This is a genomic window from Pseudomonas sp. NBRC 111132 (assembly GCF_001320565.1).
Taxonomy (GTDB): domain Bacteria; phylum Pseudomonadota; class Gammaproteobacteria; order Pseudomonadales; family Pseudomonadaceae; genus Aquipseudomonas; species Aquipseudomonas putida_P.
This window is the reverse complement of the sequence record NZ_BCBI01000031.1, coordinates 44636-59569: the sequence shown is the minus strand read 5'-3', so window position 1 is coordinate 59569 and position 14934 is coordinate 44636. Positions and strand designations below refer to the sequence as shown.

General features: G+C 63.8%; 14 protein-coding genes and 4 tRNA genes. 4 read left to right on the top strand and 14 right to left on the bottom strand.

Annotation, left to right across the window (positions count from 1 at the left end):
• Positions 1-12 precede the first annotated feature (12 nt).
• The 5 genes from APH35_RS16135 to APH35_RS16115 are packed head-to-tail and all read right to left on the bottom strand — an operon-like array spanning position 13 to position 3859.
• Positions 13-843, bottom strand: a complete 831-nt coding sequence (locus tag APH35_RS16135; RefSeq protein WP_012271219.1) for a DUF2797 domain-containing protein — start codon at positions 841-843, stop codon at positions 13-15.
• Entirely contained in the window at positions 840-1100 is a 261-nt protein-coding gene (locus APH35_RS16130; protein WP_003260154.1) for a YeaC family protein, read from the bottom strand. Before APH35_RS16130 ends, APH35_RS16135 begins: the two co-directional genes overlap by 4 nt.
• Positions 1101-1113: 13 nt before the next feature.
• Positions 1114-2001 carry a rhomboid family intramembrane serine protease gene (locus APH35_RS16125; RefSeq protein ID WP_060515090.1) on the bottom strand — a complete coding sequence of 296 codons (888 nt, stop codon included), beginning with the start codon at positions 1999-2001 and terminating at the stop codon, positions 1114-1116.
• A complete protein-coding gene (locus APH35_RS16120) occupies positions 1998-2969 on the bottom strand; it encodes a metallophosphoesterase (protein WP_012271217.1) in 972 nt (323 codons plus the stop codon). Before APH35_RS16120 ends, APH35_RS16125 begins: the two co-directional genes overlap by 4 nt.
• A complete protein-coding gene (locus tag APH35_RS16115) occupies positions 2969-3859 on the bottom strand; it encodes an NAD(+) kinase (protein WP_012271216.1) in 891 nt (296 codons plus the stop codon). The genes APH35_RS16120 and APH35_RS16115 overlap by 1 nt, the downstream gene beginning before the upstream one ends.
• On the opposite strand from APH35_RS16115, the gene APH35_RS16110 reads away from it, so the two are divergent.
• A complete protein-coding gene (locus APH35_RS16110) occupies positions 3858-4880 on the top strand; it encodes a DUF1853 family protein (RefSeq protein WP_060515089.1) in 1023 nt (340 codons plus the stop codon). The two genes, APH35_RS16115 and APH35_RS16110, sit on opposite strands and share 2 nt — an antisense overlap.
• 136 nt (positions 4881-5016) lie before the next feature.
• Positions 5017-5562 carry a cytochrome b gene (locus tag APH35_RS16105; protein ID WP_012271214.1) on the top strand — a complete coding sequence of 182 codons (546 nt, stop codon included), beginning with the start codon at positions 5017-5019 and terminating at the stop codon, positions 5560-5562.
• On the opposite strand, the gene APH35_RS16100 is transcribed toward APH35_RS16105, so the two are convergent.
• A complete protein-coding gene (locus tag APH35_RS16100) occupies positions 5553-6446 on the bottom strand; it encodes a 1-aminocyclopropane-1-carboxylate deaminase/D-cysteine desulfhydrase (protein ID WP_060515088.1) in 894 nt (297 codons plus the stop codon). The genes APH35_RS16105 and APH35_RS16100 overlap by 10 nt on opposite strands.
• 96 nt (positions 6447-6542) lie before the next feature.
• Positions 6543-8579: an NADPH-dependent 2,4-dienoyl-CoA reductase gene (locus APH35_RS16095; protein ID WP_060515087.1), complete on the bottom strand. Its 2037-nt coding sequence runs from the start codon at positions 8577-8579 to the stop codon at positions 6543-6545.
• A gap of 192 nt (positions 8580-8771) precedes the next feature.
• Here APH35_RS16095 and APH35_RS16090 point away from each other — a divergent pair, with 192 nt between their 5' ends.
• Together APH35_RS16090 and APH35_RS16085 are read left to right on the top strand one after the other, a co-directional pair.
• Complete coding sequence (locus tag APH35_RS16090; RefSeq protein WP_012271211.1) at positions 8772-9890, top strand: nitrilase-related carbon-nitrogen hydrolase; 1119 nt, start codon at positions 8772-8774, stop codon at positions 9888-9890.
• A 4-nt stretch (positions 9891-9894) separates the two neighbouring features.
• Positions 9895-10935 carry an AraC family transcriptional regulator gene (locus APH35_RS16085; protein ID WP_012271210.1) on the top strand — a complete coding sequence of 347 codons (1041 nt, stop codon included), beginning with the start codon at positions 9895-9897 and terminating at the stop codon, positions 10933-10935.
• 251 nt (positions 10936-11186) lie between these two features.
• Here the strand turns inward: APH35_RS16085 and APH35_RS16080 are convergent, their stop codons facing one another.
• From APH35_RS16080 to APH35_RS16050, 7 genes are all read right to left on the bottom strand, one after another.
• Positions 11187-11999: a DUF2242 domain-containing protein gene (locus APH35_RS16080; protein ID WP_012271209.1), complete on the bottom strand. Its 813-nt coding sequence runs from the start codon at positions 11997-11999 to the stop codon at positions 11187-11189.
• Between the two features lie 201 nt (positions 12000-12200).
• A tRNA-Asp gene (locus APH35_RS16075) sits at positions 12201-12277 on the bottom strand.
• Positions 12278-12418: 141 nt separating this feature from the next.
• Positions 12419-12495 (bottom strand) — tRNA-Asp (locus APH35_RS16070).
• Positions 12496-12594: 99 nt separating this feature from the next.
• Positions 12595-12671: transfer RNA gene (locus APH35_RS16065), tRNA-Asp, on the bottom strand.
• A gap of 65 nt (positions 12672-12736) precedes the next feature.
• A tRNA-Val gene (locus APH35_RS16060) sits at positions 12737-12812 on the bottom strand.
• Positions 12813-12940: 128 nt separating this feature from the next.
• Positions 12941-13714: an SDR family oxidoreductase gene (locus tag APH35_RS16055; protein WP_060515086.1), complete on the bottom strand. Its 774-nt coding sequence runs from the start codon at positions 13712-13714 to the stop codon at positions 12941-12943.
• On the bottom strand, positions 13711-14922 hold the full coding sequence (locus tag APH35_RS16050; protein WP_012271207.1) for an O-succinylhomoserine sulfhydrylase: 1212 nt from the start codon (positions 14920-14922) through the stop codon (positions 13711-13713). The genes APH35_RS16055 and APH35_RS16050 overlap by 4 nt, the downstream gene beginning before the upstream one ends.
• Positions 14923-14934 lie beyond the last annotated feature (12 nt).

The window sequence follows — 14934 nt, the reverse complement described above, 5'->3', positions numbered from 1 at the left end:
TGCAGGTCCTTTTTACTGGAGCACGGCCAACTGGTAGGCCGTGTACTTGCGAATGTTGATCACACCGGTGTCGAAGATCAGGTACTGGCCCTTGATGCCCAGCAGCGTGCCTTCGGCCACCGGGTCCTTGTCGAGGTTGAAGCTGACGATCTTTTTCGGGTAGGCCTCGACCGGGTACTTCATCTGCACCACTTCGGCATCGGGCAGCGGCTGGATCGCTTGCAGGCCAAAGCGCCCCTGCAGCTCGCGCAGGCCGTCGGCGCAGGCATCGAAGATCTGCTCGCGGATGGCCGGCAGGTCGAGCACCTCGGCGTCGCCCTTGAGCAGCGCACGCCAGTTGGTGCGGTCCGGCACCTGACTGCGCAGCACGTCTTCGACCAGGCCCGACTGCTGACGAGTAGCCACGCGCATGATCGGCAGGGCCTGGCTGGCACCCTGGTCGAGCCAACGGGTGGGCAACTGGGTGGCGCGGGTGATGCCGACCTTGATCCCCGAAGAGTTGGCCAGGTAGACCACGTGGTCGGTCATGCAGAACTGTTCACCCCACGACGGTTCGCGGCAGGTGCCGGCGTCGTAGTGGCATTTTTCCGGGGCCATGATGCACACATCGCACTGGGCCAGCTTGGTCATGCAGGGGTAGCAGTAACCCTGGCTGAAGCTGGTCTTGGTGCGCTTGCCGCAATGGCTGCAGTGAATGGCGCCGAGGTATTCCAGGCGCAGACGCTGGCCGATCAGCGGGTTGACCGGCACCTGTGTGTCATCCAGGCGGAAGCTGTACTGCACCACCGGCGCCTGCAGGCTTACCGCCATTTTGCTCAACGAGCCACGAGCGAGTTCGATCAATGTACCGAGTCCGACTTGAACAGAATGTTGGCGATCGGCGCGGACTTCGATGCGCATTCCTGCGGGCCCATGTAGCCGGTACGCTGGTCTTCAGGCAGGTTTTTCATTTCCCAGGCGATGACCGCCTGCAGCGACAGCTCTTTCTGCTCGGCAGTGAGCTTGCGGCCATCCGACCATTTGCCAATTTCCACGGCCAGTTTCAGGCTCTCGTAGATTTCCGGGGTGATGTTTTCAATCATTTGCGCGAAAGTGGACATACAGTCTCCTGATTCAAGCCGACAGTTTACGCCGGGCCAGCGCCCCACCCAAGAGCCCGGTCAGGCATCCGATGAGCAGCCCGCCGACGTGGGCGGCATTGGCGATCTGGCCAAGGCCGAGGGTGCCGACCACACCGGTCAGGCACACCACCAGCCAGATCAGCATCATCACCAGCACACCCTTGGGCAGGTTGAAGTAACGGTTGGGCGCCAGCCACTGGAACAGCCACACATGCCCGAGCAGGCCGTACAGCACGCCGGACAGGCCGCCAAACAGGCTTGGCCCGCTGGTGTAGTGCTGGGCCAGGTTGGAAACCAGGCTGAACAACAGGGTCAGGCCCAGCAGCATCCAGGGCCCTTGGCGCAGCTCGATGCGCTTGCCCAGCTCCCAGTACCACAGGCTGTTCATGGCCAGGTGCAGCACGCCGAAATGCAGCAGCATGGGCGATACCAGGCGCCACCACTGGCCTTCGTCCAGGCTTTGCGCCAGCGAGCTGAAGTACAGGTAGTCGCCCTGGACGCGGAAGTCGAGGAAAGTGAACCAGCTGATGGTGGTGAAGTTGTCACCCAGGCTGGTGAGGCCGGCGACAATGAAGCACAGCAGCAGAGTGAGGGTGGTGACCTTGCAGGCTTTGGCTTGTTCTACCAGGGAGGGTTGTGCGGGGCTATTCGCGGGCAGGCCCGCTCCCACAGGGGCCTGTGCAAGTTCGAGGTCGGCGTTGCCGTCGGGGTAGCGCTGGTACAGCTGTAGCACGTCTTGGGCCAGGGTATCGGGGGCCCAGAGGACCTGGGCATCGCCCTCCTCGCTGACCCGGTGTGGCACCTGCAGGCGCTGCAGCAGGTGAACGAAGCCGCTGAGGTCGACCGACAGCGGCAGGCGCATCACTTCGATAATGTTCATTGGTTGGCCTGTGGGCGGTCGACGTCGACCCAGACGAACTTGTGCGGGTCGATGCGGGTTTCATCATCCAGCCGGTAGGCGGCCAGCTTGCCGTAGAGCACGGCGCTGTAGTCCAGGCAGGCCAGGTTGGCGCGGATCGGCGCCGGGCGGCCGCTGCGCCAGTAATGGCCAACGAACAGCAGCGGCTCGTCTTCGTCATAGCGCAGCAAGGCGTTCTTCTGGCTGTGGCTGAGCGGGGTACTGGCCACCTCCGCGGGCAGGGCATCGGGCTGGAACACGATGTCGCCATAGGTTTGCGGGTCTTCTTCCCAGAACTTGGTGCGGAAGAACGCCCGGGTCAGGCCATCACCGCCAGTCAGGGTCAAGCCGTCCGGCAGGCGCATGTCGGTACCGCGCAACAGGCGGTTGCACACGGTGTCGGCAAAACTGCCGCTGACCGCCGAAGCCTGGATGAAATGTTCATCGATGCGCCCGTCGGGGTATTGCTGGCGCAACGGCTCGATCAGGCGCGGGTCCCAGCAGGCGTGCACCAGGCGGAAACGCCCAGCGTCAACGAACAGCGGCAGTTGGTAGAACCAGTTGACGAAGTCGTGCCAGTCGCCGGGGTGGTGGGCGAACTGGGTCAGGGTTTCATCGATCAGCCGGGCATGGCGTGGCGTGTGTTCACGTACATAGGCCTTGCCGCTGCCGGGCAGCGCCGGGGTCACCCAGCCCAGGGCGTTGTACTCGTGGTTGCCCATGATGCAGAACGCCTGGCCGGCTTCGACCATGTCGTGGACGATGTGCAGCGCCTCGCGGATACGCGGCCCACGGTCGACGATATCACCGAGGAACAACGCCTGGCGTCGCGGGTGGCGCCACACGCCGGCCACGCGCTTGTATCCGAGAGTGTCGAGCAGGCGTTCAAGGGTCAGCGCACAGCCGTGCACGTCACCGATGATGTCGAAACTTCGCGCCGGATCGAACATCAGTCGTCCCTGCTCCCCAGGCGGCTGCCCCACCCCAGCTTGGTGCGGCAGACCTCGTAGTAATTGTGGTCCAACGGGTGGATCAGGCGCAGTTTCTGCGGTTTCTTGCTCACCGTGATGGTGTCGCCGGGGGCGCAGGTGAAGTGGTTCTGGCCGTCACAGGACACCTGCGGGTAGATCTGCAGGTCCTTGGAGACCACGATCTTCAGCTCGCTGTTGCCATCGACCACGATCGGCCGCCCCGACAGGGTGTGCGGGTACATCGGCACGATCACGATAGCGTCGAGCTTGGGGTGCATGATCGGCCCACCGGCCGACAGCGCATAGGCGGTGGAGCCGGTGGGGGTGGCGACGATCAGGCCGTCGGCCTTTTGGCTGCAGACGAACTGGCCGTCGATGTAGATCTCGAACTCGATCATGCGCGTGGACTTGCCGGGGTGCAGCACCACGTCGTTCAGCGCATCACCCTGGCCGATGGCTTCGTGGTGGCGGCGCACCTCGGCCTGCAGCAGGAAGCGGTTTTCTACCAGGTAGTGGCCATCGAGCACCTGGGCGACCTTCTCTTCCAGCTCGTCGGGGCGGATGTCGGTGAGGAAGCCCAGGTTGCCACGGTTGATGCCCAGCACCGGAATGTTGTGCCGGGCCAGGGCACGGGCAGCGCCCAGCAGGCTGCCGTCGCCGCCGACCACGATGACCAGGTCGCAGACCTCGCCCAGCAGCTTGCGGGTGGAGGTTTGCAGGCCATGGCCAGGCAGCACTTCGGCGATGGTGTCCTCGAGGATCACGTGCAGGTGGCGATCGAGGAGGAATTTTTTCAGTCGGCGAATGGTGTCGAGCACCTGCGAGCTGCCAAGGCGACCGATGATACCGATATTGCGAAATTGCTCCATGGGGCTCCTGCGAGGCTCTGCGGCGGGTGACGATGCGCCGATTATGGGCGAAAGCACCGGGCAGCGGCAAACCGGCTATGCTCGCAGGATGACGCCATTCACCTTGCTCCAAGACCTGCCCCGACAATTGCAGCGCCCCGCCGTGCGCGATTTGGCCTGGGCCCTGCTGTCGCCGCCACTGCTCAGCGCCCCGCCCTGCCCCCAGCGCCACCCGCTGGCAGGCAGCCTGTGGGCGCAGCAGCCACAACGCCTTGAACAGTGGTTGCGCGGGCTGGATGACGACGACCGCCCGTTGCGCGAATGGCTGGCGAAACTGGGCAGCCGGCGCCTGGGGCATTACTACGAACGCCTGTGGCAATTCGCCCTGGGCCAGGCGCCGGGCATCGAACTACTGGCGGCCAACCTGGCGATTCGCGACGGCGGGCGCACCTTGGGCGAGCTGGACGTGGTACTGCGCGACGGCGACGGCGTACACCACCTGGAACTGGCGATCAAGCTGTACCTGGGCCCTGAAGGCGGCGGGCTCAACCCGCACACCTGGCTGGGCCCAGGCTGCCATGACCGGTTGGGGACCAAGCTTGCGCACCTGGCCGGGCACCAGTTGCCCATGTCCAAGGGCGCGCACAGCCGCGAGCTGTTGGCCACGCTGGGGGTTGAGCAGGTGCAGGCCCATGTATGGCTGGGCGGCTATCTGTTCTATCCGTTGCCTGGGCATGCCGAGCCACCCGCTGGGGCCAACCCGCAGCACTTGCGCGGGCGCTGGGTGCGACGGCGGGACTGGGAGATGGCAGAGGGTGAGCATTGGCAGCCGCTGCAGCGGCATGCCTGGCTGGCACCGGCGCGGGTCGAAGCAGGCGAATGCTGGACGGTGGAGCAATTTGCGGCATGGTTGCATGTGCTGGAGCGGCAAGCGCCGGCACAGTTGCTGGTGAGGTTGGAGCAGGCGGGTGATGGCGCATGGCAGGAGGTGGAGCGGGTGTTTCTGGTGGCTGACAATTGGCCATTTTTACCCGAGGCATGATGTCGCCCGTTAAAAAGGCCGGTGCAGGCAACACAATTTTCACAGACCCAGCGCAAAGATTTGTTCCCGGTAACCTTTACAGTGGTACCTGAGCGCCAGCAAGAGCGCCATTCCGACCTGATGACGAGGACCGATCATGGTTTCATCCACCCCCGCGACCCATTACGCACGCCTGTCCATCGCCCTGCATTGGCTGATGCTGGTACTGCTGGCCGCTGTCTACGCCCTTATCGAACTGCGTGGCCTGTTCCCCAAGGACAGCGCCGAACGCAACCTGATGAAGGACCTGCACTTCATGCTCGGGCTCAGCGTATTCGTACTGGTCTGGCTGCGCCTGGCCATGCGCCTGAGCCGCCCGACCCCGCCCATCGTGCCCAAGCCGCCAGCCTGGCAAACCGGCCTTGCACACCTGATGCATTTGGCGCTTTACCTGCTGATGATCGGCCTGCCGCTGGCCGGCTGGCTGATCCTCAGCGCCGCCGACAAACCGGTGCCGTTCTTCGGCCTGGAACTGCCGCACCTGATCGGCCCGAACCCGGACCAGGCCAAGTTCATCAAGGGCTGGCATGAACGTATCGGCAGCTGGGGCTACTGGCTGATCGGCCTGCACGCACTGGCCGGGCTGTACCACCACTATGTGCAGCGCGACAACACACTGTTGCGCATGCTGCCCTACAAGTAACCGCGCCGGCCCTGCAGGCCACCTGTGTGGACGAAGATCAGGCGGCTGCCGGGCGTGAACAGCCCGGCAGCGACCTGATTACGCAGGGCCAGCAGGGCCTTGCCGGTGTAGAGCGCTTCGAACGGCACCCCAGTGTGTTGCTCGCACTCAGCAATGAAGGCCAGCAGTTCATCGTCGAACTTGCCGAAACCACCACGGCAGGCGTCGTGTAGCTGGTAACCAAGCGTGCCGGCCAATGCAGCTACCGTCTCCGGCACACCATGAGCCCTGGGCACGGCAAGTGCGCCATGTACCGCATGTGCCCCCGCCTCGGCCAGCACCAGGCCGGCCAAGGTAGTACCCGTTCCAGCAGCCAGCCACCAGGCGTCGTAGCCCGACCACCCCAGCGTCGCGATTTGCGCGTGCGCCTGCTGCATGATCAGCGCGCAGCCCTGCGCGCCAGCTTGCCCGCCACCGCCTTCGGGGATGCAGTGCCAGCCTGGGTAACGTGCCTGCCAGGGGCCCCAGAAACCGGGCTCGTTGCGTGCGCGGTAGCCGCCATAGCCCAACCAGTGCAGCGCCATGCCCAGCGCCTGCAGGTCACGCACGGTTGGCGTGTCCTGGGCGTGACCGCGCAGCAGGCCGACAGTGGCGAAGCCGAAGCGTTTGCCAGCGGCGGCCAGGGCGTGCAGGTGGTTGGAATGGTTACCGCCTAGGCTGATCAGCCCGGGGGCGTTATCGGCACTGGCCTGATCCAGGTGATGGCGTAGCTTGAACCACTTGTTGCCGCTGATCAGCGGGTCGATCAGGTCCAGACGCAGGATGGCGGCTTCGACCTGTGCGGTTGCCAGCCAAGGCAGATCCAGGCGTTGCAGGGGGGCTTGAGGAAGGTCGAATACAGGCATGGCCGCAGTTTACAGGGATGGACGAAGCGAAAGGTTACGCGATCCTTGTGCGAGCGGCCTTGGTCGCGAAAGGGCCGCGAAGCGGCCCCTGCCCATTCAAAGCTCAGCCGCTAATCGCGACCCCTGGTTGATCGCCCGCTTGGCGTCCAGCTCGGCCGCCACATCCGCGCCACCAATCAGGTGCACCGACTGCCCCGCCGCCACCAGCCCGTCCTGCAACTCGCGCAGCGGTTCCTGCCCGGCGCAGATCACCACGTTGTCCACCGGCAACACCTGCGGCTCGCCGTCCGCCACGCGAATGTGCAAACCGGCATCGTCGATACCCAGGTACTCGACGCTGTTGAGCATCTGCACCCGCTTGTTCTTCAACCCGGTGCGGTGAATCCAGCCGGTCGTCTTGCCCAGGCCATCACCCACCTTGGACTTCTTGCGCTGCAACAGGTAAACCTGCCGTACCGGGGCATGCGGCTCGGCCTTGATCCCGGCCACCCCACCGCGTGCCTCAAGATGGGTATCGATGCCCCACTCTTTCCAGAATGCGTCACGGTCCTGGCTGGAGGCCACGCCCTGGTGCACCAGGTACTCGGACACATCAAAGCCAATGCCTCCCGCGCCAATCACCGCGACAGCCTTGCCCACCGGCTTGCGCTCGAGCAACACATCCAGGTAGCTGAGCACCTTGGCATGCTCCACACCCGGAATGGCTGGGGTACGCGGGGCGATACCGGTGGCCAGGATAATTTCATCAAAGCCACCCTCCACCAGTGCCTGCACATCGACGCGAGTATTCAGGCGCAGCTCCACGCCTGTGCTTTTGACCTTGTTGCGGAAGTAACGCAGCGTTTCAAAGAATTCTTCTTTGCCCGGCACCCGCTTGGCCACGTTGAACTGGCCACCGATTTCGCTGGCGGCGTCAAACAGGGTCACGGCATGGCCCCGCTCGGCCGCCACGGTGGCCGCCGCCAGGCCTGCCGGCCCGGCGCCAACCACGGCGATACGCTTCACCGCGCGCACAGGCAAGTAGTTGAGTTCGGTTTCGTGGCAGGCACGCGGGTTGACCAGGCAACTGGTCAGCTTGCCGCCAAAGGTGTGGTCCAGGCAGGCCTGGTTGCAGCCAATGCAGGTGTTGATTTCGTCGGCTCGGCCAGCGGCGGCCTTGTTGACGAAATCCGGGTCGGCGAGGAACGGTCGAGCCATCGAGACCATGTCGGCATCCCCCTCGGCCAGCACCGCCTCGGCCACTTCCGGGGTATTGATGCGGTTGGTGGTGATCAGCGGAATGTTCACCACACCGCGCAGTTTGGCGGTGACTTTGCTGAACGCCGCACGCGGCACCTTGGTGGCGATGGTCGGGATACGCGCTTCGTGCCAGCCGATGCCGGTGTTGATCAGGGTCGCACCGGCCTGCTCGATAGCCTTGGCCAGCAGTTCGATTTCGTCCCAGGTGCTGCCACCCTCGACCAGATCGAGCATCGACAGGCGGAAGATGATGATGAAGTTCGGCCCTACCGCACCACGCACCCGGCTGACGATTTCCACGGCCAGGCGCATGCGGTTTTCATAGCTGCCGCCCCAGCGATCGGTGCGGTGGTTGGTGTGGGCGGCGAGGAACTGGTTGATGAAGTAGCCTTCCGACCCCATGATCTCGACACCGTCGTAACCGGCGCGCTGGGCCAACGCCGCACAATTGACGAAGTCGGCAATCTGTTTCTCGATGCCCGCCTCGTCCAGCTCCTTGGGCTTGAACGGGTTGATCGGCGCCTGGATCGCGCTAGGCGCCACTTGCCGTGGGCTGTAGGCATAGCGCCCGGCATGCAGGATCTGCAGGCAGACCTTGCCACCGGCGGCGTGCACCGCCTCGGTGACGATGCGGTGCTTGTCAGCCTCTTCCTCGGTGCTGAGCTTGGCCGCGCCGGAATACACCCCGCCTTCATCATTAGGCGCGATGCCGCCAGTGACCATCAAGCCAACGCCACCCCGGGCGCGCTCGGCAAAGTACGCGGCCATGCGCTCGAAACCACCGGGGCGTTCTTCGAGGCCGGTGTGCATCGACCCCATCAGGGTACGGTTGCGCAAGGTGGTAAAGCCTAGGTCCAGCGGAGCAAGCAGGTGCGGGTAGCGGTCGGCGGCCATGGAAAGGTCCCCTGGTGGCGTGATCACGGTATGCGGGCACCTCACTGGTCGGCGGGGCCCGTCGTTTGTCTGTCAGCGACATTAAACAGCCGTTTGAATTGGCTCAATGATCGAAACTGACAAGTTATTGATCCTGGCATACAGCGCGACTAACCTAGGGGACCCTCACTGTCCAAGGTGCCGTACTGCTTCATGCGAAAACTCCTGGCAAGCGCCCTGGCGCTGGTGATGATCGCCGCGCTTTGCGGCTACGGTTTCTGGACTCAACAGCGCCCGGAAGGCCACTACCTGTCCGACCTGCGCATCGAGTTGGCACTCAACCATGGCGTGCCGGGCGAGCATGGCAACCTGCTCGGTGTGGAGCCGCTGCTTTACCCAGGCGACTACCAGAACCTGCAACGCCTGCACCGCAAGCTCGCCGCTTACCTGGAGCAAGCCCGAGCCCAAGGGCTGGTGGGCCCACGCACGGTGGTGGTGCTGCCAGAGCACATCGGTACCTGGTTGTGGGCGCGCGGTGAGAAAAACGAGCTGTACCAGGTCACTCAGAGCCGCGAGGCTCAACAATGGCTGGAGCTAAGCAACCCGCTGCGCTACGGCCTGGCCATGCTTGGCGCCGACGGCGACGACTGGCGTGCCGATGCGCACCTGCGCATGAAGGCCGAGCAGATGGCCGCAGACTACCAGCAACTGTTCGGCGGCCTTGCCAAGGAGTTTGGCGTCACCTTGGTGGCCGGCTCGATCGTGCTGCCCGAACCCTACGTGAAACAAGGCGTGCTGCATGCCGGCCGTGGTCCGCTGTTCAACAGCAGCGTGGTGTTTGCCGGCGACGGCTCGCTACTGGGCCAGCCCCAACGCCAGCAATACCCTGACAGTGAAATGCGTCGCTATGTCCACGACGGCCGCCAGCACCCGCTGCAAGTCGTGCAGACTCCCGCCGGGCGCCTGGGGGTACTGGTGGGCAGTGACAGCTGGTACCCGGAAAACCACCAACAACTGGCACAGCAAGCAGTACAGCTGATCGCCAACCCGGTGTTCCTGAGCGGCAAAGGCAGCTGGGAAGCGCCATGGCGTGGCAATCGCCACCAGGAGGCCACCGCTGGGCTGGCCCTGCAACGTGGCGAAGTCAGCGAGCAGAACGCCTGGCAGCGCCTGACCGAGGCAGCCGGGGCCGGCGTCAGCAGCATGAGCGTGTTCATGCGCGGGCAGTTCTGGGAACAGGCCAGCGACGGCCAGGGCTTTGCCCGCCAGTCGGGTGAACTGCTGGCGGGTACTCCTAGCCATGGCGCCCGCCTGCTGAACCTGTGGCTGTAGGCCCATGGCCCGCCCCCGCGTACGCCTCGGCGACCTTTCAGTAGGCTTTGTCCAGCCGCTGACCGAGGCCCTGCGCGAGCGGGGTCATGACCCCGAGCCCCTGCTGCTGCGCTATGGCCTGGATGCCCCACGCCTTGCCGAAGCCGGCGCGCGCTTGTCGATCCCCCGCTACATGCACCTGGGCCACGCAGCCATCGAGCTGAGCGGCGAAGCCGCACTCGGCCTGCACATGGGGCGCTTGAGCCGCCTGGCACATGCCGGCCTGGCCGGAGTAACCGCCGCCCAGGCCCCCACCCTGGGCGAGGCGGCGCGCACGCTGCTGCGCTTCGAGCCCCTGTACGCAGCCAACTACCGTGGCCGTTCCAGCTTCGTGGAAGATGCCCAGGGCGCTTGGTTGCGCTTCTATTCCATCAGCCCCTACAACGCCTACAACCGCTTCGTGGTCGATTCACTGCTTGCCGGCTGGCTGGCGCAACTTGCCGACCTGGCCGGCATGGCGATACAGGCAGAACGCCTTAGCATCGAATTTTCCGCCCCCGCCTATGCTGCGCGCTATCAGGCGCTGTGCAGCACGCCAGTGCAATTCACGGCCGAAGCCAATCAACTGCGGCTAAGCCGCGCAACCCTACAACTAGCCAACCCCAGGCATTGCCCGAGCACCTGGCAGCACCTGCTGCAACTGTGCGAAGCAGAGTTGCTACAGCGCACACGGGTACGCAGCCTGGGCGAGCGCATCACCCATCTGCTGGGCCCGCTGCTCAATGGTGGCCGTGAACCGGACCTGGAAGAAGTGGCGCTGCACCTGCAGCTGCCAACCTGGACCTTGCGTCGCAAACTCGCCGAGGAGGGCACGCGGTTTCGCGACCTGCTCAACGAAACACGGCGCGACCTGGCAGAGACCTACATCCGTGACACGGAGCTGGCCTTTGGCGAGATTGCCTATCTGTTGGGGTTTGCTTCAGCCGAGGCCTTCCAGCGCGCGTTCAAGCGCTGGACGGGCCTCACGCCGGGGGAGTTCCGCCGCAGCCAGCGCCGGGCGGGTTAAAGCTCGGTGGCATCGTCGGCCGGTTCCGGGGTGTCCAGTTCATAAGCCTGGGTTTCAAGTAGTTCTTCCTGATATTCATCCATAGCCCTGCGTCCTCTTTGCTCATTTTGTCTTCGTGGGTATCGCCTTCAGCCTAAGCAGGTGGGATGAAGCGATGATGACAAGCGTATGAGTGATAAACGTAGCAGGTGTTCAGGAAGTTATCGCGGGGTGTCTGTAACAGGGGATGTGTACAGCCTGTACCGGCTTTATCAAAGGGAAGGCGGCACAGCCTCGGCAGGCTGTGCATCCTGCTGCACCTGAATCGGCGCAGCCTCCACGGGCGGTGCGACCGGCTGCGAACCCTGGCTGTCATCCACCACCGGTGCCGCGACTGCCTCACTTGCCGGGGAAACAGCCGCAGGCGCGGGTGCAGCTTCCTGGGCAGGGGCAGGCGCCACTGGGTTCGCCGCAGCCTGCTCCGGCAACCCCAGGTCAACCGCCGGCTTTTCAACCTTCGGCACTGGTGCGTCGACCTTGGCCTTTTCGACCTTCTTCGGTTTGGGCAAATAGCTCTCCACCAAGGCGAAATAGCGGTCATAGAACTGCGCCGCAGTCACGGTCTCGCTGGCTACCTTGACCATCGAGTCGTCACTGGAGCCGATCGGCATCGACACCGACCCCAGCACGCCCACACCCAGGCTGGCGGAGGTATTGGACTTTTTCAGTGCATAACGGTCCTGCAGGGCGTTGGCGAACATGGTCGAGCGCTGTTCGTCGCTCACATCCGGCGCGCAGGTGACGTTGAAGCTGATCTGCAGGTGGTTCTCGCTGTTCTGCTGGAAGCTCTTGTTGCCCACCACCTGGTTGGCACCGCTGCTGGTAATGATGTACCCCTGGCTGAGCAAGGCACGCCTGGCCGCCTCGCAAGAGCCAGCATCGCTCACCGGAAAGCTGCGCGAGAACGTACCTGAGTCATCGAAGTTTTCGTGCTCATAGACGGCCGCTTTTTTCGAGGAACAACCGGTCACGCCCGCCAGCACCAGGGCCAGCCCGAGCGCACCAAAGACGGAAGATCTGGTCATTGCGAATTCCGGGTATGTCGAGAAGGTGCCTATTGTGCAACACAGCAGGCAGGCACAGGAACCGCTGGTCGGTGAAGAACCTGTCAGGTTGGTGTAAATCTGGGTAAAGGCAGGCAATTTACCAGGCGCCAGAACGAAAAAAGCGACCCGAAGGTCGCTTTGACGTTGCTTCAAGGCGTTCATGGGGCCTTGAGGCGAAGATGGCGCAGCGGACGGGACTCGAACCCGCGACCCCCGGCGTGACAGGCCGGTATTCTAACCGACTGAACTACCGCTGCGTATCATTCAGGCTTGCGCCCGATTGAAACCTGGGTCTACCCTTGCGCCGCAATGGCCTCGGGGCAGGCACAAAAAAAGCGATAACGTGATCGCTTCTCTTGTGTTTGCTTCAAGGTGTTCTAGGGACCTTGAAACGAAGATGGCGCAGCGGACGGGACTCGAACCCGCGACCCCCGGCGTGACAGGCCGGTATTCTAACCGACTGAACTACCGCTGCGTATCGTTCAGGCTCGCGCCTGATTGAAACTGGGATCAGCCCAAGGCATTTGCCTTGTGGCTTCAGACCGGTGCCAGGCACCCATCTGTTACTGAAAAATGGCGCAGCGGACGGGACTCGAACCCGCGACCCCCGGCGTGACAGGCCGGTATTCTAACCGACTGAACTACCGCTGCGCAGTGCGTTCCTCTCTGGCTATCGACTTCTTGCGAACCCGATGCTTTAGGAACATCTCAGGAAGTGGTGGGTGATGACGGGATCGAACCGCCGACCCTCTGCTTGTAAGGCAGATGCTCTCCCGGCTGAGCTAATCACCCTCGCGATGTTGCTTGTTGCGTTTGCTTCGCTGAGGCCGCGAAATTTACGCAGATGGCGGAGCTAAGTCAATAGCCCCATTGAATTTTTTTCAAAAAAGACAAAAGCGGCATAGGTTGGACGGGAAGCCTCAGGTGTAGATCATCTTGCGGGTCATGCCGCCATCGACCACGAACTCCTGGCCGGTGACGAACGCCGCCTGGCGCGACAACAGCCAGGCAACCATGGCCGCCACATCTTCCACCGTCCCTACCCTCCCCGTCGGGTGTTGGGCATGATCGGCCTCGGTCAACGGCTCGGCACGGCGCTGCGACGGGTCACGGGCATCGATCCAGCCCGGGCTCACCGCATTGACGCGAATCTCCGGGCCCAAGCTCATGGCCAGAGCATGGGTCAAAGCCACCAGGCCGCCCTTGCTTGCCGCGTAAGCTTCGGTGTCGGGCTCGGACTGCCGCGCCCGAGTAGACGTCAGGTTGACGATCGCCCCATTGTGCGCACGCAGGTACGGCGCACAATGCTTGGCCAGCAGCATCGGGCCGTTGAGGTTGACCGCCAACACCCGGTTCCATTGCGCCAGGCTCAGGCTTTCGAGGGTCTGGTTGTGCGGGTTGGCAATGGCCGTATTGCACACCAGCGCGTCCAGCCGACCGAACTGCCCGAGCACTTCGGACACCCCGGCACTGACCTGGGCCTCGTCGGCAACGTCCATGGTGATGAACCAGGCGTTGTCACCCAACGCCTTGGCCACCTTGGCGCCGCGCTTGCGGTCCAGGTCACTAAGCACCACCTGCCAACCTTCGCAGATCAACCAAGCGGCAATGCCCAGGCCGATGCCGCGCGCGGCACCGGTGACCAAGGCTACCCGGCCATTGTGGCCTGGGGTACTGCCGCTGATTTCGATCACAGTGCAGCCAGCCCGCGCGCCAGGTCGGCTTGCAGGTCGGCCACGTCTTCCAGGCCTACGGCAACCCGGATCAGGCTGTCGCGGATACCCGCAGCTTCACGCTCCTGCGGCGACAGGCGACCATGGGAGGTGGTGGCCGGGTGCGCGATGGTAGTTTTGCTGTCACCCAGGTTGGTGGTGATGGAAATCACCCGGGTGGCATCGATGAAGCGCCAGGCACCCTCTTTACCGCCTTTGACTTCAAAGCTGACCACCGCACCAAAACCGCTCATCTGGCGCTTGGCCAGTTCGTGCTGCGGGTGGCTCGGCAGGCCTGCGTAATGCACCTTTTCCACGCCTTCCTGCTGCTCCAGCCATTCGGCCAGGGCCTGGGCGCTTTCGCAGTGCGCACGCATGCGCAGGCGCAACGTTTCCAGGCCCTTGGTGAAGATCCAGGCGTTGAACGGGCTGAGCGTCGGGCCTGCGGTACGCAGGAAACCGACCACTTCTTTCATCTGCTCGGCACGGCCGGCGACCACACCGCCCATGCAGCGGCCCTGGCCGTCGATGAACTTGGTGGCCGAGTGGAACACGATATCGGCACCCAGTTTCAGCGGCTGCTGCAGCGCCGGGGTGCTGAAGCAGTTGTCCACTACCAGCATGGCGCCATGGGCATGAGCGATTTCACTGAGCGCGGTGATATCGACCAGCTCGGCCAGCGGGTTGGACGGCGATTCGACGATCAGCAGCTTGGTGTTGGCCTTGATGGCCTTCTCCCAGCCATTGAGGTCGACCAGTGGCACGTAGTCCACTTGTACGCCAAAGCGCTTGAAGTACTTCTCGAACAGGCTGATGGTGGAGCCAAACACGCTCTGCGACACCAGTACATGGTCACCGGCGCTGCACAGCGACATGACCACGGCCAGGATTGCCGCCATACCGGTGGACGTACCCACGGCCTGCTCCGCGCCTTCCATTGCAGCCAGGCGCTCCTCGAAGGCACGCACTGAGGGGTTGGTGTAGCGCGAGTAGACGTTGCCCGGCGTTTCGCCGGCAAAGCGCGCAGCAGCATCAGCCGCTGTGCGGAACACATAGCTGGAGGTCAGGAACAGCGCTTCGCTGTGTTCGCCTTCCGGTGTACGGTTTTGACCGGCGCGCACCGCCAGGGTGTCGAAACCGACACCCTCGAGGTCACTGTCCAGTCGCCCGGCATCCCATTGATCCGTCATGCCGTCGCTCCC